Genomic DNA, 19,289 nt, shown 5'->3' with positions numbered 1-19,289 from the left:
GCAACGCGAGCCGTGTTCTCCGGAGCGAACGTAGTGAGCGGAGGCGGTACCCGGTTGTTACGCGGCGTTCCGCACCCTACGAGGTCGCGTGACCTCGAACGCCCTGCCTACGCTCCCTTCTCCGCCTTCTCCCGAACACCTAGCTTCTCATACAGGGCGGCTGCCTGCTCACGGTAGAAGCGGTCACGCTCCTCCGGTGACTTCCCCTTCAGCAGCTCGTGATGGCGATCACGGATCTCGCGCACCATCTCGACTGTCTTGAGGCTTTCAGCGCTGCTCATGCCTGGTGACCTCCCGCGGAGAGTAGATCTCGATCTCCTTGTAACCCGCCTCGCGATTCACGGCGTTGAACTGCCGAATCTTATCGAACCGCACGATGTGCTTGAAGTTCCAGCTCACCAAGAGGTCCACCGCTGCCACCGTGGCTAGTGCGATGTGAAGCCCATCGGCCGTAAAGGACTCAGGCAGTATGCGATGCTCTCGATACTTCTCCGCCAACGCCCAGGCTTCCAGCGACTCCGTCAGAACTTCCGTCTTGAGGTCCGGCAACTCCTGATACTTCTCCTGTACCGGTCGGGGAGCGGGTAGGAGCTCGGCGGCGACGACGTACGAGACCACCGGTAGGAAATGGCCTTCGCGGAAGTCCCGGTACAGACCATTTGACCACGGCGCGAACTCGGCATCGAGGCAGCCGCCGATGACAGACGTGTCCAAGTAAACGCGTTGCCGCTTCATGCCTGCCCAAGTAAGGCCACGATCACCCTCCCCGCCAGTATTCTACGATTTCGCGGGATGCCGCGTAACAATGAGTTGCCGCTGCGCTTCGCGCCCTCGCCCTCTGCTTCGCTCCGGGACATGCCTTCGGCACATCGGCAACCCTAGACGTTACCCCGAGTCACCGTTTGGTTAAGAGGGTGCGAGGACCTGACCCAGTGGGAGCCGACCAAGCGGTGATGGGTGGGCAGCATTCTAACGAGGGCATGCACCAGTCACCCGCCTTTGGCGGGCGCAGGTGATGCCCGAGGCGCAACAGCAAACCGGAGGCGGGTAGGTAACATGGTCGATCTCGCCGACGGAACCAGGGTACGGGATACCTTCCCGATGGGTGGCTTCTCGGAAGGAATCGGAGTTATGAGGACCCGTCTAAATCATGTTAGAACGTTGAAGTCGGCTCGGAGGGGGAATCCATGAATGCGAACCGGACCATCGTGAGCCCCGAGGATGAGGCAGCGATTCGTAGGGCCCTCGACTCCTTCGTGAAGGCGTCGCTGGACCAGGACTGGGATCGCTTTATCGCGACGTTCGACTCTGAACCAATCTGCATGCCCGCCGGCGCTCCCGCGCTGACAACGCATGACGCGATCCGCGCCTTCTATACTCGATTCCCGGCTCTTGACGCGCTCGAGCTCGTTCCGGAAAGCCTCGAGGCCGCGGGCGCGCTCGTCGTCGAAGTCGGGCGGTATCAGTTCACGGCGGGAGAGTTCTCGGACCGAGGAAAGTACATCCATCTTTGGCGGCGCGGTGACGCCGGGGAATGGAGGCTGTACCGCAATATTGCCAACTCCGACGGAGCCAGTTCTTCCTAAAGTTGCAGGCGGTCGACGTTCTAACAGGCGCGTGAAGCTGGCGCGGTGGGCGTCGCCGGTGAACTCTTCATGACCACGGCGCACAGCTTACGCGCCGGGACGTTAGAACACCTCAAGTGCCCACCGAGCCGCCTGAAGACGCTTCTAGGCCGGCGCCTTCTTGGACGTACGTCGCCGCACCGGCTTCCTCGCAGGAATGTGGGCCGCGTCCGCCACAACCCTTTTCAGCCAATCGTTGAGACTCTGGCCCTCGGCAGCTGCCGCTGTCGCAGCAGCCCGGTGTAGCTGCGGCCCGAGCCGCATGTTCAGTTTCCCCGAGAACGGCCTTTCGGGCGCCTCGTCTCGGCTCTCACAGACTTCGAGGTAATGGTCGACGGCACGCTGCATGGAGACCTCGAGTTCCTCGACCGACTCACCTTCGAAGTAGATCTCGTCGCGTAGGTCGACGACATGCCCTGCGAAGAGCCGAAGCTCAGGGTCGAACTCGAAGACTCCCGTGTATCCCTTGTAGTCGATCATCTACTCATCCTCCGTCACGGTCTTTAGATGTGGCCGAGCTCGGAAAGGAAGCCGCGCAGTCGTTTCACGAGCCCTTTGCCACACTCCTTCCTCGGATGCGGTCGGTCGACGGTCAGCTTCCGATCGTCCAGAACGAACGTCACCGTCGAACCCTTGCCCTCATACACCTCGGCCCCAAGTGCCCGGAGCAGCTTCTCCACTTTCTTCCAATGCAGGCCGCCGTTGAGGCGCCGTATCTGCTCGAGAACCGCCTCTTCGGGGAGCATGGTACCATCGTACGGTACCAAATCGCCGCCGTCAAGTCGCGCGGCGCAGCATTCTAACAGCGGCTTTCCACCGCCCAGCGCGAGCGCCAGCCCCTCCTTCGTGAAACCGGGCGCTACCTCGCCGCAATCTCCTCTTCGAGCGCTTCCCAGCGCGCCATCAACCGAGCCGCCTCCATGGCGCGTTCCTCCCGCTCCCCTTCGAGGCGGCGCCGCTCATGGCCCGGGATCTTCTCGAAAAAGCCGGGCTCGCAGAAGAGCGCATCGATCTCCGCGACGCGGGCTTCCGCGGCCTCGATCCTCGCGGTGAGGTCGTCGCGGCGGCGTTCCAGCTCCCGGGGATTGCCCGACGGTTTCGGGCGACCGCTTCCCGCCTGCCCCCCGCCTCCGGCCTGCCCACCCGCTCCGGCCTTCGCGCCGCTCCGGTTCTTGGCGCTGTCCGGTTTCCCACCACCTCCGGCCTTCGAGTTTCCCCCGGCCTGGGCCCCATTGGACTTCCCCTTCTCCTCGCGCCGGGCATCCTTCTTTTCGCGCTTCGCCTTGAGGACGACGCTCTCGTGGTCCAGGTGGTCGTCTCCGCACCAGGCCACGTACTCCTCGTAATTGCCCCGGTAGTCGCGGATCCCGCCGGGCCGGATCTCCACGATTCGCGTCGCGATCTCTTTCACGAACCACCGGTCGTGCGAGACGAAGACGATGGTTCCCGGATAGGAGGAGAGCGCCTCCACGAGGGCCTCGATGGACTCGAGGTCGAGGTGGTTCGTCGGCTCGTCGAGGACGAGGACGTTCGGGCGCTCGAGCCCAATCCGCGCGAAGACGAGGCGTGACGCTTCCCCGCCGGAGAGCGATTCGAGTTTCTTGAGCCCGTCTTCCCCGGAGAAGAGAACGAGGCCGAGCCTCCCTCGCACGAACCCGCGGTCTTTCCCGGGACACCGGGCCCAGAGCCACTCCTCCGCCGTCCCCGACTCGCCCGCGAGCTCGTCACGGAAATCCTGCGCGAAATACCCGACGTGCGTCTCGTATCCCCACTTCACCTCGCCGGCGTCCGGCTGGAGGCGTCCCATCAGGATCTTGAGCAGGGTGGACTTTCCGATCCCATTCGGTCCGAGGATGGCGAGACGGTCTCCGCGGTCCACGGTGAGGTCCACCCCGTGTAGGACTTCGTTTTCGCCGAAGGCCTTCCGGATCCCCTTCACGGCGAGGACTTCCTTTCCGCTGTCGCGGAGCGGTTCGAAGCGGAAGGTGGGCCAGCGGCGGGAAGAGGGGGGAAGGTCCACGATCTCGCCGGCCATCCTCTCGATGATCTTCGCCTTGCTCTGGGCCTGGCGTGCCTTCGAGGCCTTCGCCTTGAAGCGGCTCACGAAGAGCTGCAGCTGCGCGACTTCCTTCTCGCGTCCCGCCATCTCCTTCTCACGCCGATCGAGCTCCTCCGCCTTCGCGACGACGAAGGCCGAGTAGTTCCCGTGGTACAATCGAACCGTCCCGTAATCCACGTCGAGGATGTGCGTGGCGACGTTGTCGAGGAAGCGGATGTCGTGCGAGATGACGACGACGGGGCCCCGGAACGCGGCGAGGAAATTCTCGAGCCAGCGGATCGAGAGGATGTCGAGGTGGTTCGTCGGCTCGTCGAGGAGGAGGACGTCCGGGCTCCCGGCGAGGACCTGCGCGAGGAGGACGCGAAGCTTGAATCCCCCGGACAGGGTGCGGATCGGGTTCTGATGCACCTCCGCCGGGATCCCGAGCCCCTCCAGGATCTCGGCGGCCTTCGACTCCGCCGTGTATCCGTCGAGGTGCTGGATGGTCTCCTCGAGCTCGGAAAGGCGGTGCCCATCCACCTCCGCTCCCGCGCTCGCCTCCCGGAGCAGCCTCTCCTTCTCGTCGATCGCTGCCCAGAGCTCGCGGTTCCCCATCAGCGCCACGCCGAGGACGGACTCTTCCTCGTAGAGGAACTGGTCCTGGCGAAGGACCCCGGAGCGGACGCGCTTCGGAATCGAGACGCTCCCGGCGCTGGGGTCCACGTCCCCGGCGAGGATTCCGAGGAGGGTGGTCTTGCCGGAGCCGTTCGCCCCGACGAGCCCGTACCGCTCGCCGGGGTTCAATTGGAAGGTCGCCCCGGTGAAGAGTACCCGGTCGCCGTACGATTTTTCGAGGTTCGAAGCCGAAATCATGGGGCCAATCTAACGGCCGATACGCGCACTCCGGTACCGGGTTCGGGCATCGGGGAGGGTGCCGGCTGGGGCGGGGGCGCGCGGCGCATTGCCGCGCCGTGCGTCGGTCGGCTGGGGCTAAAGCTCGATCCCCAGCGCGGCCGCCAACTCGCGCGTCTTCGATTGGATCAGTCGTGCGTTGTCGGGACCCATGCGAAGGAGCTGCTTCGCGAGGCCCCGGCGTGCCTCGAGCGCGGGATCGGCGTAGATGTAAACCGCCTCGTCCTCGACGACTTGTACGGACCCCTCGGGTATCTCCACGGAGAGGATGTTTCGGATCGCCATCGTCAACGTTTCCCGAAACGTCACGTTGGGAATCCCGAGCTCCGCATAAGCCTCTTCGATGAGGGGGAGGAGCTGGCGATAGAGCCGGACCGTTCCCCGTGTGTCGAGGGAAGCGAAGGTCGCCGCGATCGCGTTGTACCTCGCGTAACTCTCCGGCGCGATCGTGAGGCGACCGTTGGACTCCTGCACGCGGAAGGGCTCGGTCGGCGTCATCATGCGAACGTTTGCGGCGGGAGTGGAGCTGCCGGCGAGGTCCACGATGACCCGCACGAATCGCTCGATGAGATCGTCCGTGACGAGCCAGCGGGCGAGCTCGGGGCGCGCCGAGAGCCCTGCGACGAGCCTCCGCACAAGCGCGTCGCTCATCCCGAGCTCGGGGAGGTCGAGTGGCGGCACGTCGTCGAGCGAGTCTTCCGGGGGAGCCGTGAGAGTGTCGGTCGGCGCGGTCGCGAGCGAAGAGTCTTCGGGTCCTCCCAGGAACCGGGTCAGGGCCCAGATGCCACCGGCGACCACGGCGAGGAGGAGAGCCACGAGGCCCCAGTTGGGGCCCTTCGCGCTACGGCGCCGCCGGCCGAGGGTCGGGAGCGGGGACGGTCCACCGGACCTGCTCTGGTGGGGATCGCCAAGATCTTGCATCGTGGGCCATCCAGTCCGGGGAGACGATCCTTCTCGTCGCGAGTCCTGCTCATCTCGTTCTTCCCCGAGAGACGGACCCGGGTTCCCGGACGCACGCGAGCCGCCGCACCGAACCACGTCCTCCGTGGCACTGCGCGGCGGCTCGTATGTCCTGCGTCCTTCCTTTCCTTCTTACTTCCTTTTCGCCGGCGCGCGCTTGGCGGCCGTCTTCTTCGCTGCCTTCTTCTTCGCAGCGGGCTTCTTCTTGGCAGCGGTCTTCTTTTTCGCTGCGGGCTTCTTTTTCGCTGCGGGCTTCTTCTTCGCTGCTTTCTTCGTGGCCACTGGTACCTCCGTCGGTGGCGGGTACGTGCAACCCTCAACAAGAACTGCACTTCTATTTGTAGCAGGTCTCAACGGATTCGCAAGAGTTTTGTTTCACGGACCGCAACATGTCGTAGCCCTCGCCCTTCAACCTACAGGATACAGGGGTCCTAGACCGGCTCGCCGAGCGCCCGGAAAAAGGGTCCGGAAAGACGTCCCGATCAGCACTTGAGCGGAGCCGATCCGCGCTGTATCATGCGCACTTCCCAAGCGGCGCGTTGACCTTCCGATGTACCCGGTGTGGCGGGCAAGAATGGCGGCACGAAGCGAAAAACAGGTGCTCACGCTCCTCCATCGTCGTGGTGCTCGCCGCCTTCGCCGCATTCGCTTTCGCCCGAACCGCAGCACGATCTGGTCGCTCACGCAGGGTGGCACCGTGCTCAACTTGCACGTTGCGTACCGCACGGCTCCGCTCGAGCTCATGGATCACTTCGCCGTCATCGCCAGAGAGGCGCGTCAGGGGACGACGGCGTACCGCGCGGCGGCGGAGGAGGTGCGGAGTTGGGACGGACTCGAGCTCGAGTTGCGTCGCGTGCGACGCGAGCATCGGTTGCGGAGAGATCCCTTTGGAAAGCGACACGAGCGGCGTCGGCGTCGCCTCGATCAGGCGGGACCGTGTTGCGGAACTTCCGAGCAGCGCGTCTACCTCCGCCGACTCTATCGCTATCTGAATCGCACGCGATTCGACGGGCGGCTTCCGGATGACATTCCGCTCCGGTTGAGCAACCGGATGACGACGCGCGTCGGCCAATTAGTTCCCGGTGTGCGGAACGGAATACGCTACATCGTGGAGCTCGCGCTGAACGTGGACCTCATGCTCGAGGGGAATGGGAGGGAGCGCATTGACACGCTCGTTCATGAGATGGCCCACGGGGCCGAGTGGCTCTTCGACGGAAAGATCGGCCACGGTCCCGGATGGCGGCGCTGGGCCCGTTACGCGGGGTGCAACGAGAAGGCCTGCGCAGAGGAACCGATTCGACGCCGGGCTCCGGGCGATGCACACGCCACTCGCGTTCCCCGGCTTCCTCTGGGCGCCTGGGCTCCGGCAGCGGCCTAGGCACGGCTTCCCAGGACGAGCAGCGCGGGGAGCATCACGATCGCGGCCGCGAGGAGTCAGCGCACCGAGTTCCGGAGGCGTCGCAGACGTTCGGCTGTTGAGGGTCGAGGATTCAGCGGGCCCGGTGGAGCGCGACGACGTAGAACCCATCCGTGTCGTGGAGGGCCGGGAGAATCGCGAGACCGGGAGCGCCCGAATCGTACCCGAAGTCGCGGGCCGGCGGGAGGGGCTCGAAATCGGAATGCGTCTCGAGGAAGGACTTCGCGACCTCCTCGTTCTCAGTCCGGGCCAGCGAGCAAGTCGAATAGAGGAGATTTCCGCCGGCCCGCACCATCGGCGCAAAGGCCGCGAGGAGATGTCTCTGGCGTTCGGCATGACGGATCAGGTCGTCCGGCGTCGTGAGCCACTTGAGGTGGGGCGCACGTCGCCAGGTGCCCGATCCGCTGCAGGGCGCATCCACGAGGATGCCGTCGTATCCTTCCGAGCCGGCCGCGCCGGCAGGGCCGCCGGGCAGCTCGCGGAGGGTGCGCACGTTCTCCAGTCCCGCGCGTGCGACGCGCTCCCCGAGCTCATCCAGGGCACTGGAACGGACGTCGTAGGCATCCACCCTTCCTTCTTTGCCCAACATGCACGCGAGTTGGAGCGTCTTCCCGCCCGCGCCGGCGCAGGCGTCGAGCCAGCGTTCCCCGGGAAGGATCTCCTGCGAGGCGAGCACCATCTGCGAGCCGAGGTCCTGGACCTCGAAGTCGCCGTGGAGATATGAAGCGGTCCGTGTGAGGTCTGCCTCGCTCGCGTCGTCCGGCGTCGTCGCGCGTACCGCCTCCGGAAGGACCGCGCAGCTGCTGAGCCGGACTCCGGCGTCGCCGATCTCCCGGGCCAACGCGGTCGCGTCGCCCGCCTGCAGTCGGAGCCAGAGGGGCGCGCGGCGGTGGAGCGCGTTCATCTCTTCCGGGGCGAGGGCGGCAGGGCACTCGGCCGCGAGCCAAGCGGGAACCAGGGAAGAAACCTCTCGGCCGAGCGCCGCGGCGCGCTCGAAGAGGTCCTCCGCCTTTGGAGGGAATCCGATGGTCAGCTCGGCGCGGAACGCGCGGGTAGCGGGAGTCTCTGCGGACAGCCAGGCGACCGTCGCGGCGGCGCGAGCGGGGTCCGTGTCGAGGAGTCCCTCCAGCCAAGGAAGGAATCGCACCGTGGTGAAGAGGAGCTCCCGGTACAGCCGCCGATCCCGTGAGCCGAAGCGCCGATCGCCGGATAGGAGCGCCCGGATCCGGGAGGGAAGGGTGCGGTCGGTCCGGAAATGAGGTCGAAGCGTGGCGGTGAGCCGGAGAAGGGTTTCCCGCTGCGAAGTGACGAGGCTCACTGCGTGCCTCTGACCGGCGTGAGCGCCCCCGGGTAATGGTGATAAGGGGCCGCACTCCCCAGTCCACGCGATATATCTTGACCAGTCGTGCGCAATATCGTACGATATATCTTATGTGCCACATCCATTCCGGGGAAGGCTCCCATGTGCGCCCGTAAGAATGACTGGTTCAGCGATCTTTTCGCGGATCTCGACCCCGACCGGTGGGCCCGCCGGTGGAACCGTGAGTGGGGGCCGAGGCGACGGCGCGGCCCGATCTTCGAATCCGGCGAGATGAAATACGTCCTTCTCCGCCTCATTCGCGAGAAACCGCGGCACGGATACGAGATCATCAAGGAGATAGAGGAGCGTTTCGCCGGTTGGTATACACCTTCCGCGGGGACGGTGTATCCCACGCTCCAGCTCCTCGAGGACCAGGGGTACGTGCGCGTCGTCGAGGCGGACGGTAAGAAGGTGTATCACATCACGCCCGAGGGGGAGGCCTTCCTCGACCAAAACAGGGAGACCATCGACGACATGTTCGACCGGGTCCGCGACACGGTTCGGGACTTCGCGGGGGGGGCGATGGCCGACCTGAACCGGGCCTTTGCGCGTGTGGCGGCCTCGACGTACAAGGAGGCATGGCGCCACGGGCCAAACGATCCGCTCACCCGCCGCATCGTCGAGATTCTCGAGGAAACGGCGACGAAGATCCAGGAACTCGTACCCTCGACGAAGAGCGGCGCGGCGCCGGAATCCTGAAAAGGCGACGGAGGGATCCGGCGTTCCCCGCCGGACCCCTCCGTGTGTAACTGCACTCAGCGCGGCCGGAGCGAATCCGGCGCCCGCCCTCCGATTCTACTGGAGCGTCGCCACCGTGATCCCGTAGCGATCGACGACGGGGACATCCGCCTGGAAGTCCCAGAAGGTCAGACGCTGGAGCCGCTGCAGCGAACCGCGCCACCCGGTGTAGGCCTCCAGGAAGTTCTCCGCCGTATCGAGCTCGCGCCGCAGGCTCTGCAATAGGTCGAGCGCGGTGATCGTACCGTTGGCATAGAGCTCGAGGCTTTCCTGGGAGATACTCGCGGCGAGGCCGAGGTTTTGCTCCATCGTGAGCGTGCGAGCCTGGAGCTCTTCGAGCGTTCGTACCTGATTCTCGACGTCGGACACGATCTGGATTCGCGCCTGTTCCATCTGGAGTTCGGTCCGCCGCAGGTTGATTCTCTGGCTCTCGATCCGCGCCTCTCTCTCGCCCCAATCCCAGATCGGCACGAAGGCGTTCACATCGATCGTATAGGTGTTGCTCGGCTCGTCCCAAAGTTGACCGAAAAGCTCGTCTCGCATCTCGCGCCCGTACGTGAACTCGAGATCCACGCGGAAGGCGTTCCGCCCTTCCTGCTCGTCGAGGCGGATTTCATTTTCGCGCTGCTGGATGTCTAGCTGGCGGAGGCGCGGCGTGAGCTCCATCGCGAACTGGGTGGCGCGCGTCACGTCTACCGACACCGGCTGGAGATCGATCACCGGGGTGAGAGTGATCGGCGTCCCCTCGGCGAGATTCAGCCGCGTACGGAGTTGGGCTGCCTGGAGGCGGAAGTCGGTCGCGGCGCTCTGGACGTCTTCCCGCGCGTTCGCGAGCTCCACATTGATCTGGTTCAGCTCGATGCTCCGCCCCGGATTCGCAGCGATGAGCGTTTGCGCCAGACTCGCGGCGCGTTCCAGGTTCTGAACGTATGCCGCGCCGATCACGCCCTCGTAAGCCGCCTCGAAGAGCTCGTAGTAGTCGTCGCTGGCGTTGTCCACGATTTCGATGACGTCGTTCAGATAGTCGATCTCGGCGTCCTCGAGTTGGAGCTCCGCCTGCTCCAGGCTGTTCCTGAGCCCGTTGGGCTGGAAGAGGGGTTGTGTGTATCGGATGAAGTATCGGTTGTAGTACGTGAGGTTGTGCTCGCCATCTTCATCGATCTGCGTGTCGCGGTAGACGCGGTTGTTCAGCGAGAGGTATCCGTTGGTGGGATAACCCAGCCACGGAATGATGATGGGCTGACGGACGGAAAGCTGGGCTTCCCAGCGCCGGGAATTCTCCCGCACGATGATGTTGCGGCCGAGCTGCGAGTCGAACTCCTCCTCCGAAACGGACTGGAAGGTCGGGACGGTCATGTCGAGCGAGACGCTCGAACGAAGTCTCGCCCGCTCCGCCCGGAGTCCGAGATTCCGCTGCTGGATCCCCATGTCGAGGAAGCGGACCTGATAACTGCTCTCCATGGTGAGCTGGACCATCCGCTCAAGGGTGAGCTCGAGCGGCTCTCCGCCCTGGGCCACCTGCTGTTGGGCGGCAGTCGGGCCGGGAAAGGCGAGCGCGGCGACAAGGAGGAGGAGGCCGGGAGCCATGGGCCCCCGGGAGCGTCGGTCCCCCCTGCGTTGGAAGTTCTCAGGTGTGGGGCTTCGCGAATCGTTCCTCATCTCTCGCTTCCTCCTAAGGTTCATCTCTCGTAGTGTCGGTCTGGAGAACGGGGCGGACACTGCTCACACATCGAGCCGGTATCCGGCCTTCCGAACGGTCAAAATGTGCCGTGGGTGCGCCGGGTCATTCTCCAGCTTCCGGCGGAGCTCGGCCACATGCGTGTCCACGGTTCGGGTCATCACTTCTGAGTTTGCGTAACGCCACACTTCATCGAGGAGATCGCTCCGCGAGGCCACTCCCCCCCGGCGTCGCAGGAGGGTGAGGAGGAGATCGAACTCCTTCGGAGTGAGGGAAACCGGCTCACCCCCCTTGAGAACGGTCCGAGATTCCGGGTCGATCGCGACGTCACCGAATCCCAGGGGGCCATCTCCGCCGTCGGTGGCGTCCCCCTCGGGGGTTCCCCGGCGAAGTAAAGCCCTGACCCGGGCGAGAAGCTCGAGCGTGCTGAAGGGCTTCGTCACGTAGTCGTCCGCGCCGCTGTCGAAGCCCATCACGATGTCGGACTCGTCGCCCCGTGCCGTGAGCACGAGGACTGGGACGCGCGAGCCCCCACCCCGCAGCTCTCGAAGGACGCGGAATCCGTCCATCTCGGGGAGCATCAGGTCGAGGAGGACGAGCTCGGCTTCGCCGGAGCGCGCTTCCTGGAGGCCGGTCGGGCCGTCTTCGGCGATCTCCACGTCGTACCCCTCGAACTCGAGTGTCCGGCGGAGGCCAAAGGCGAGGTCGGCGTTGTCTTCGACGATCAGGATCTTGGTCATGCACGCCCTCCCGCCGGGACCCTCAGCGCGGGAGCCGGGGTCGCGTCAATCGGGCTCGCCTCCGCCGGTGCGAGCGGAAGCTCGACCACGAATCGGGCGCCCCCTCCCTCCGCGTCCTCGACCCATGCGCGTCCCTCGTGCAGGCTGGCAAGCTCGGAGACGACGGAGAGGCCGATCCCGGTGCCGGGGAGGCGCGCCTTTACGTCGCGCTCCAGGCGGCGGTAAGGCTTCCAGACCTGTTCGCGATCGCCCGGGGGCACACCCGGTCCCTGGTCGGAGACGGTGAGACGGGCCGCGCCGTCAACCCGGTCGATTCCGACGCGGACGGTCTGCCCGGCGGGGCCGTATTTCACGGCGTTGTCGAGCAGGTTCACGACGATGCGGGTGATGGCGTCCCGATTCCCGTGGACGGAGAGGCCGCGAGGGGCCGTCACGATGAGGCGATCGCCACGCTCTTCGAGCAAGGGGGTGACTGCGTCGAGTCCGTCCTCGAGCGCCTCCGCGAAGTCGAGTCTTTCGCGCGGAAGGACGCGACCCGCGGTGCGCCGGAGTCTCGAGAACTGGAGGATGTTCTCCACGAGATGGCTAAGGCGCCTGGCTTCGCGGTGGATCACGGAAATGGCGCGTGCCTGGTCTTCCGGCTTGCGAAGTTTGCCGGCCTCTTGAAGCTCGGCGAACATCCGGATCTGCGCGAGTGGCGTGCGGAGCTCGTGGGACACACCCGAGACGAAATCTTCGCGGAGTGTCTGGAAGCTCTGCTCTTGTCGCAGCTGGATCACCGCGGCGATCCCGATCCCCAACGTGAGGAGGAGGAGCGCGGCGAGGAGCGGAAGCCGAGAGTTGGGGAGCCCCCCGATGATGAGCTGGGAGGCGGCGTCCGGGCGGATCGCCGAGCGCACGACGAGGCCGCCGTATTCGGGCCCGAGGTCGCTGGTCGCGCTGAGCTCGGTCGGATAAGCCGTGGGGGAAGCGAAGACCGGGGCGCCGGTGGCGGTTTCGACCGTGACGAAAAGGATCGAGTCGCTCGGCTGGTCACCCGCGATCGGTTGCGGAAGAAGGCGGCGCCCCTCGTACCAATCTTCGAAGAGCTCGCCCAGCGCCTCGGCGCGGATCAGGAAGCCGAAGGTCGGGTCGGCGATTCCGGGCGCGTCCTCGGAGACGACGTATCCGATCGCGAGCGGCCGATCCTGGGCCGACGGGGTCGCCGTGATGAGGATCCCCGTCGCGGACCTTCCCGAAGGGGGCTGGAGCGTGCGCATAGTCTGCACGATGAGGGTGCGCGTTTCCGGCGCGAGCGTGTCGGGGCGCGTGCTGAGAATTCCGCCGGGGTCCAGGGTGAAGACCGCGAGAGGCGAGCGGAAGCCCGGGCACGGACAGCGCTCTTCGTCCATCGCGTCGTCCATCTCGAGCGCGATCCGCTCCAGAGGCACGCGGTTGCCGACGCGCACGCGTCGGGAGATCGGGTCGAAGACGTCGTCCAGGACATCGTCGAGGTTTGAGCGTCCCACCCGCGCGAGCTCGACTGCCGCGATTCCCGCGTAGTCGCGGAGCACGGCCTCCGCGGTCCTCCGGTGAGAGGCCGCCGCGTCGAGCGCTTGGTACCCGAGCCACCCCGCGAGCGCCAGGGTCGCGAGGAGGAACACCCCGAGGGCGGTCGCTCCCCGGAAGGGCCCGCGTGGCAGATTTGGGAAAGGTCTCACCTGCACGTCCCGTCGCTGTTCGGCCGAATCTCGCTTCCCGAATCCCCAAAGCCCGGGGAAAGGGACGAGTCGGCCCTATGATACACGCTCGAACCGTAATGACTCCGGCTCAGTGGGGGCAATGCCGGAGCGTTCACGCGGCGTGCAACTTTTGTGCGGGGCATGTCAGAGACCCCTCACAGAGGGGCGAGAACCATTGGGACACAAAGGGTCCGGCGCGGCAGGGACCCCGTCCCGGTTGGCGTCCGGGACGGGGTTATTCAGGGCGGTTCAGGAGGGGTCTGCGGGGCGGCCGCGGGGAAAGAGGACGCGGGTCTTGTCAGGCCATGAGCCCGCTCACCGGGCGGATCACTTCCGAATCGGGAAAGATCCGGTCCGACTGTGGCGCCGTGAGATCGAAGGTCCCCTGCACTGCGGCCTTGAGGAGAGCTCGCGTGTCGAGAGTGGGGCGGAGATCGCGACCCTCGTAAAGGTCGCGGGAGCCGAGCCCCGGCCAATCGGAGAGGATGGCGCTTCGGGACACTCGGGGTCCGAGCACGAATCCGGCGCCGGCGGTCCCGTGGTCGGTGCCGCCCGTCCCGTTCGGCCGAGCGGTTCGGCCGAACTCCGTCATGACCACGACGGTCGTGTCGGCCCACGTCTCCCCCAGCTCCGTGCGGAGGGTGACGAGGGATTCGGCGAGCTGGCCGAGGAGGCGGTCGAGCGACCCTCCCGCCATCCCCTGGTTCGCATGTGTGTCCCACCCGCTGAATTCGGCGGCGGCGACATTCGGCCCGAGGGGATCGCGGAGGAAGCGGGCGACGGCGCCCATGATCGGCGACATCCGCCCGGCCGCGCGTCCCGCGGCCATGGCGTCGCCCATCTCCAGTTCTCCTCCGAGCGATTGGAGCTGGAGCGCTGCTTCGAAACGGTCGTGGAGGAGCTCGTCCCGCTGGTACAGGAGATGGAGACGCTCGATGTATGCGTCCTCCACCGACCCCAACTCCGCGGGGGACCAGGTCAGCACCGGGTGGGCGCCGGAGAGCGACCGCGGGAGGCCCGCCGCCACGGCGATTCCGGACCGCTCACCCTCCATCACCTGAAGGAGGCGGTTCAGCCAGCCGTCCGAGGCGCCCGCCGGGCGATCCAGCCCCGTTTCGAGCACCGCCTGGCCGTCGAAGTGGCTGCGCGTCCGGTAGGGAATCGCCATCGCATGGGCCGCCACGAGCTCGTTTGCGTCCCAGAAGGACTTGAGAGGAGCGAGCCCCGGGGCGAGCGCGAAGTCGTCGGCGAGCGCCACGAGCTCTCCCGACGAAAAGGCCATGCTTCCTCGAAGCGAGGCGTAACCGGGATCCCCGATCGGCACCACGGCGGCGAGGCCATCGAAGCCCCCGCGCAGGAGGACAAAAACGAAGCGTCCCTTTCCGGGAACCTGGGCGAAAGTCACGAGGGGCGCCGCGAAGGTCGCGAGCCCGCCGAGGCACATCCCGCGGATGAAGGTTCTGCGATCCATGGTCACCTCCACTGGAAGGCGGGCCCGCCGAAGGCCAGCGCCAGCCGTTCATCGGCCGGGATGGACGCGTCGGCGAGGAGCGCCGGGAGAGGGTCGTCAACCGGAAGATCCATGACTTCGACGAGGCGGGCCGGGTCCACCCCTGCGCGCCCCATGCGTTGGACGGCAGTGCGGGCCAGCTCGGCGCGGTTCATCAGCCCGTCGGGATCCCCCCAGTCGCCCAGCATGTCCCCGAATCCTTTCGGGGACGATGGTGCCCAAAGCGGATGGCGGAGCTGATTCAGCCCCTGCGCGAGGACGGGTGGGACCTGGCGCGCCGGGCCGGCGCGGAGCATCGCGACCAGCCAGTCCTGCGGCGTGCGAAACTTTCGCCGCTCCGGATCCCATGCTTCCTCGAGCGTGACGAGCGAGGCCGCGACCGCCTTCAGGTCGCCGCCGGTCTCCCGGAAGACGGAGGCGACCCGGTCCACCGCCGGCACGGGCGGAACGTCGGAGACAAGATGAGTGACGAGCTTCGTTGCAACGAAACGGGCAGTGGAAGGGTGCGCGCAAAGATCCCGGATTGCCGATTCCCCCTCGGCTAGGCCGGCCTGGCGGTACTCCTTTCCGAGGACGGTCTTGGTCCCGGGCTCGTGTGTCATGGCGCGGAAGGAGAACCCGAAGGGCTCGGTAGCCGCGGCCGGTCCAACCCCGCTGAGGGTCCATCCCGTGAGGATTTTCGCCATCGCCTCGACATCCGCCTGCGCGTATCCGCCGTCCACCCCGAGGGTGTGTAGCTCGAGGAGCTCGCGGGCGTAGTTCTCGTTGAGCCCTCGTTCCCGACCCTGGCGCCGGGCTGCGGCCCGCGCCTGCTGCGATTCGGGCCCGATGGACTGGAAGTTGTCGAGGTAGAAGAGCATCGCCGGGTGGCGCGCGGAGGCGAGCACCATGTCCGTGAAGCGGCCGAGGACGTGCGGGCGGATGACTTCCCGCTCGTAGTGGCCGGCGAAGGAGGCGACCTGGGGTCCACCCGCCATCGAGACACAGAGATGGTTCGACCAGAAGGCGACGAGCCGCTCCACGAAGGGCCGATCGGTGGTGACCCGCAGGTTCAGGGCCGCTCCGATCTCGGCCTGCCGGACCTGCTGGGAGGTCGCGAGCTGCATGCGCCGTTCCTCGGGATCCTGATTCGCGAGCCCCTGGCGCTGGGCGCGGAAGGCCGCACCGGCTTCGGCGAGGGTGGGAAGGCCCGGGTCCTCGAGGGTGGGCGGGCCCGCATCGAGCTGGGAAAGGAGCCAGGTCCGGGGATCGCGCACGCGGGCCGGCTCGCCGACGCGGGCGCCCAGCCCGAAGCGATTGAGTGCCCTCAGCGTTTCATTCATTCGACGTCTCCTTGCAATCTCTCCAGCAAGTCGGGGACGACTTCGTGTCCCCCCGGGTGGGTGAGGATCCGGTAGGAAATTTCCGATTCCTCGAGCCACCGTTCGTCGCGCTCCTCTTCGTCCGGACGCCGCAGCCGATCCGACTCGCCGCGCACGAGAACGACCTTCGCTCGCTTCAGACGTTCCACCGCGGGGGGTGGAAGATCGGGCGGCAGGCTCGCACCCCAGAAAATGAGGCGGTGGATCCGGGTCCGTCCCAGGACGGCCCAACGGGCGGCCGTATGCACCCCCTGTGAGAAGCCGAGCACCGTTCGCAGCAAGGGCGTCGAAGGGGAATCGGAATTCCGCTCCGTCCCGTGATTCATTCGTCGCGACACATGGACCTGGCCCTCCATCGTTCGTGCGACGCGATCGAGGTACCGGACGTAGTCCCGGATCTCGGCGTCCCTTTCCATGCGCGTCATCCAGCTCGCGCCGACTCCGCCTCCCCGTCCGGCGCCCGTGGCTTCCGGGTTCCGATAGAAGCGGGAGAGTCCTTCCGGAGCCACCAGAAGTCTTCCCGGCCGGGCCGCGGAGGCCATTCGCCGGAGAAAGCCCGGTGCGGACTCGGCGTAACCGTGCAGAAGAGTCCAGACTGCTTCGACCGGATGCGGCCCGGACTGCAGGTAGGCCACCCGCGCGGTTCGCGGCGTTTCGATCCGGAGCTCCTGGATCTGGCCGGTCCCCACGTCTTCTCCTGCGTTCCTAACCGATTCGACGCGTTCCGAAGCCATAAGGTTGCCCTTGTCCCAGACTTCCGGGGTTGCCGGGGTCTATGGTCGTGAAAGGCTACTCCGCCGACAGCGCCGTCAACGGGTCCACCCGCGTGGCGCGCAACGCCGGTAGTACGCAGCCGAACAGGCCGGCGCCGACGAGCGTTCCAAGGACCACTCCGAACACGAGGGGATCGAAGGGCGCCACTCGAAGGAGGGAACCCCGGAGGGTCCACGCGAACGGGAGGGCCACCAGCAGGCCGAAGCCGAGTCCGACGACGATCGGTCGCATTCCCTGGCGGAAAACGAAGCCCAGAATCGTTCCGCGCCCGCCGCCGATCGCCATGCGGACGCCGATCTCGCGCGTGCGCTGAGTAACCCAGAATGCCATCACCCCGTAGAGCCCGATCGCCGCCAGGACGAGGGCGAGGCCACCCGCGACGAGGAAGCCGGCGCTCAGCCAGGCGTACTGCGCGTTCGCTTGTTCGATCGCGTCGTCCATCGGCCGCATGAAGGAGAGGGCGGCGTCCGGATCTACGGTCGCCACCGCCTGTCGGATCGGTACCGCCAGGACACTCGCGGTCGTCCGCGAACGGACCGCGATCTGGAAGCGCGTGGGCGGCGCCTGCGCGAACGGGACGTAGACGACGCCCCGCGTTCCCTCCGCCTGGATGCCCGGCGCGAGAAGGTCCGGTACGACCCCCACGACCGTGAGCCACTCTTCCTGACCCGCTTCCTCGGGAAGGGCGATGCGACGTCCGACCGCACCCTCCGGGAGATGCTCCTGCTCGAACGCCGCGCTCACGATCGCGACGGGAGGGCTGCCCGCTCGGTCTCGCGAGTCGAACGGACGACCGCTCGCCACCGGCGCCAGGAAGGTCCGGAAGAACCCGGGCGTGGCCGCGATGTACCGGACGAGGGGCAAGCCCATCTCTGCCGGGAGGTGCGTGCCCTCCACGGCCGCGGAGCGTCGGATGCCGCCGATCGCCGGGACCGAGGTCGTGACCGTGGCGGACGACGCTTCCGGAATGGCCCCGAGCGCTTCCTCGAGACGCGCGGCCAGTTCGGCACGTCCACCCGGCGTGTCGTATCGGCCTTCGGGCGGGGTGACGAGGGACAGGTAGACGCCCTCGGGCGCGAAGCCGAACTCGTAGCTCTGAAGGTTCAGCGCGCTTCGAACGAAGAGACCGGCCGCGACCAGCAGGACGAGCGAGACCGCCATCTCCGCCCCGATGAGGCGTCCCATCATCGGTCCGAGCCGGCGGCTCGACGATCCGCGTGAGGCGTCCTTGAGGAGCTCGTGGCGGTTGGCGCGAGAGGCGAAGAGGGCAGGGAGGACCCCGGCCAGGACCGCCGCCACCACCGCGGCGACGGAGACGAATGCGAGCACGGGGAGGTCTACCCGCAAGTCGACCCAGTACGGCATGCCTTCCACGGCTCCGACCGCGTTGCGGATCAGACGGGCGCCCACCGCCGCGAGAAAGGCGCCGCCCGCCGCGCCGGTGAGGGCAAGCACGGACACCTCGGCCCAGAACTGGAAGGCGATCCGGGACCTGGACGCACCGAGCGCGGACCGAACCGCAACCTCGCGCGAACGGACCGAGGCACACGCCAGGAGCACGTTCGTCGCGTTGGCGCAGGCGACGAGAAGCACCAGGAACGCAACGCCCAGCATCAGACCCGCGAGCAAATGCGACCGGCCGGCCGGGTTGATGATGTCCGTGAACATCCGGACCTCGACCGGGGTCGCGGTGGGCTCCGTCGCCGGGCGAGGCCGCTGCTCGTCCAAAGCATTCAACTCCGCCGCGGCCGCTTCCATCGAGACACCCTCCCGGACGATCCCGAAGATCACGAGCCGCTCCGGGTTCCAGTCCGGGCGAAACGCCGCGTCTGGTCGAGGCGTCCACACCTCCTGGCTCCAGGGAAAGCCGAAGCCCTCGGGCATCACGCCGATGATCTCCGCCGGCTCGCCGCTCAGCCGGATCACCTGCCCGAGAACGCCCGGATCCAGGTCGAATCCGGTGCGCCAGGCGTCGTAGCCGATGAGGGCGACGGGAGGGGCACCCGAAACGGCATCGGAGGCGGCGAAGGGCCGTCCGATGACCGGATCCACAGCAAGGAGATCGAGTGTGGAGAGCGAAATCGCGGCCATGCGCGTGGGCTCGGTCGCCCGGCCCTCGACGGCCAGGTTGACCGCGAGGTCCTCCGCCAGGCCGAAGCCGTCGAAGGACTGCTGGCGTTCCTCCCAGTACCGGTAGGTCTCCATCGAGACCGGTGAAGCGTCGGATCGCCACATCCGGACGACCCGGTCACCCGCTTCGAACGGCGGAGTAGGGAGGATCACCCCGTCGATCGAACTGAACATCACCGCGCAGAGTCCAATTCCGACGGAGAGGGCACTCACGACCGTCAGACTCGCGGCAGGAGTCTTCACGAGACGGCGGAGGGCGAGGCGAAAGTCGCCTCTCAGATGATGAAGCATGGGTGCGGATCTCCGGTGAGTGAGCGATGTGGGT

The 19,289-nt window shown here is 66.7% G+C and carries 18 protein-coding genes; 3 read left to right on the top strand and 15 right to left on the bottom strand.

The window, feature by feature from the left end:
- Nucleotides 1-107: 107 nt before the first annotated feature.
- Both WEG36_02195 and WEG36_02190 read right to left on the bottom strand, forming a co-directional pair.
- Nucleotides 108-281, bottom strand: a complete 174-nt coding sequence (locus WEG36_02195) for a hypothetical protein (protein MEX1256405.1) — start codon at nt 279-281, stop codon at nt 108-110.
- Nucleotides 268-735 carry a PIN domain protein gene (locus tag WEG36_02190; GenBank protein MEX1256404.1) on the bottom strand — a complete coding sequence of 156 codons (468 nt, stop codon included), beginning with the start codon at nt 733-735 and terminating at the stop codon, nt 268-270. The genes WEG36_02195 and WEG36_02190 overlap by 14 nt, the downstream gene beginning before the upstream one ends.
- Nucleotides 736-1,187: 452 nt before the next feature.
- Between WEG36_02190 and WEG36_02185 the strand changes: the two genes are divergently transcribed.
- Nucleotides 1,188-1,586 (top strand): nuclear transport factor 2 family protein, encoded by a 399-nt coding sequence (locus WEG36_02185; protein ID MEX1256403.1) that lies wholly within the window; start codon nt 1,188-1,190, stop codon nt 1,584-1,586.
- Nucleotides 1,587-1,730: 144 nt separating this feature from the next.
- Here the strand turns inward: WEG36_02185 and WEG36_02180 are convergent, their stop codons facing one another.
- From WEG36_02180 to WEG36_02160, 5 genes are all read right to left on the bottom strand, one after another.
- Nucleotides 1,731-2,105 carry a type II toxin-antitoxin system HicB family antitoxin gene (locus WEG36_02180; protein ID MEX1256402.1) on the bottom strand — a complete coding sequence of 125 codons (375 nt, stop codon included), beginning with the start codon at nt 2,103-2,105 and terminating at the stop codon, nt 1,731-1,733.
- Between the two features lie 23 nt (nt 2,106-2,128).
- Nucleotides 2,129-2,371, bottom strand: a complete 243-nt coding sequence (locus WEG36_02175; protein ID MEX1256401.1) for a type II toxin-antitoxin system HicA family toxin — start codon at nt 2,369-2,371, stop codon at nt 2,129-2,131.
- 113 nt (nt 2,372-2,484) lie between these two features.
- Nucleotides 2,485-4,536 carry an ABC-F family ATP-binding cassette domain-containing protein gene (locus WEG36_02170; GenBank protein ID MEX1256400.1) on the bottom strand — a complete coding sequence of 684 codons (2,052 nt, stop codon included), beginning with the start codon at nt 4,534-4,536 and terminating at the stop codon, nt 2,485-2,487.
- Nucleotides 4,537-4,653: 117 nt separating this feature from the next.
- Complete coding sequence (locus WEG36_02165; protein ID MEX1256399.1) at nt 4,654-5,496, bottom strand: DUF3014 domain-containing protein; 843 nt, start codon at nt 5,494-5,496, stop codon at nt 4,654-4,656.
- Between the two features lie 171 nt (nt 5,497-5,667).
- Nucleotides 5,668-5,817 carry a hypothetical protein gene (locus tag WEG36_02160; GenBank protein MEX1256398.1) on the bottom strand — a complete coding sequence of 50 codons (150 nt, stop codon included), beginning with the start codon at nt 5,815-5,817 and terminating at the stop codon, nt 5,668-5,670.
- 292 nt (nt 5,818-6,109) lie between these two features.
- Here WEG36_02160 and WEG36_02155 point away from each other — a divergent pair, with 292 nt between their 5' ends.
- Complete coding sequence (locus tag WEG36_02155) at nt 6,110-6,913, top strand: SprT family zinc-dependent metalloprotease (protein MEX1256397.1); 804 nt, start codon at nt 6,110-6,112, stop codon at nt 6,911-6,913.
- Between the two features lie 112 nt (nt 6,914-7,025).
- Here WEG36_02155 and WEG36_02150 read toward each other — a convergent pair whose 3' ends face one another.
- Complete coding sequence (locus WEG36_02150) at nt 7,026-8,270, bottom strand: RsmB/NOP family class I SAM-dependent RNA methyltransferase (protein ID MEX1256396.1); 1,245 nt, start codon at nt 8,268-8,270, stop codon at nt 7,026-7,028.
- Nucleotides 8,271-8,414: 144 nt separating this feature from the next.
- Between WEG36_02150 and WEG36_02145 the strand changes: the two genes are divergently transcribed.
- The gene (locus WEG36_02145) at nt 8,415-9,011 is read left to right on the top strand and encodes a PadR family transcriptional regulator (GenBank protein MEX1256395.1); all 597 of its coding nucleotides are present in this window, start codon (nt 8,415-8,417) and stop codon (nt 9,009-9,011) included.
- Nucleotides 9,012-9,107: 96 nt separating this feature from the next.
- Here the strand turns inward: WEG36_02145 and WEG36_02140 are convergent, their stop codons facing one another.
- The 7 genes from WEG36_02140 to WEG36_02110 all read right to left on the bottom strand — a co-directional run bounded on the left by WEG36_02140 (nt 9,108) and on the right by WEG36_02110 (nt 19,255).
- The gene (locus WEG36_02140) at nt 9,108-10,637 is read right to left on the bottom strand and encodes a TolC family protein (protein MEX1256394.1); all 1,530 of its coding nucleotides are present in this window, start codon (nt 10,635-10,637) and stop codon (nt 9,108-9,110) included.
- A gap of 135 nt (nt 10,638-10,772) precedes the next feature.
- Entirely contained in the window at nt 10,773-11,468 is a 696-nt protein-coding gene (locus tag WEG36_02135; protein MEX1256393.1) for a response regulator transcription factor, read from the bottom strand.
- A complete protein-coding gene (locus WEG36_02130; GenBank protein MEX1256392.1) occupies nt 11,465-13,168 on the bottom strand; it encodes a HAMP domain-containing sensor histidine kinase in 1,704 nt (567 codons plus the stop codon). Before WEG36_02130 ends, WEG36_02135 begins: the two co-directional genes overlap by 4 nt.
- A 319-nt stretch (nt 13,169-13,487) precedes the next feature.
- On the bottom strand, nt 13,488-14,660 hold the full coding sequence (locus WEG36_02125; GenBank protein MEX1256391.1) for a DUF1501 domain-containing protein: 1,173 nt from the start codon (nt 14,658-14,660) through the stop codon (nt 13,488-13,490).
- A 2-nt stretch (nt 14,661-14,662) separates the two neighbouring features.
- Nucleotides 14,663-16,021 (bottom strand): DUF1800 domain-containing protein, encoded by a 1,359-nt coding sequence (locus tag WEG36_02120; GenBank protein MEX1256390.1) that lies wholly within the window; start codon nt 16,019-16,021, stop codon nt 14,663-14,665.
- Nucleotides 16,018-16,749, bottom strand: a complete 732-nt coding sequence (locus tag WEG36_02115; GenBank protein ID MEX1256389.1) for a hypothetical protein — start codon at nt 16,747-16,749, stop codon at nt 16,018-16,020. The genes WEG36_02120 and WEG36_02115 overlap by 4 nt, the downstream gene beginning before the upstream one ends.
- Nucleotides 16,750-16,849: 100 nt before the next feature.
- Nucleotides 16,850-19,255: an ADOP family duplicated permease gene (locus WEG36_02110; protein ID MEX1256388.1), complete on the bottom strand. Its 2,406-nt coding sequence runs from the start codon at nt 19,253-19,255 to the stop codon at nt 16,850-16,852.
- Nucleotides 19,256-19,289 lie beyond the last annotated feature (34 nt).

It is taken from the genome of Gemmatimonadota bacterium (assembly GCA_040882465.1).
Lineage (GTDB): Bacteria > Gemmatimonadota > Gemmatimonadetes > Longimicrobiales > Gaopeijiaceae > JBBEBG01.
Note: the sequence above shows the minus strand (reverse complement) of the source record. Positions and strands in the feature narration are given on the sequence as shown.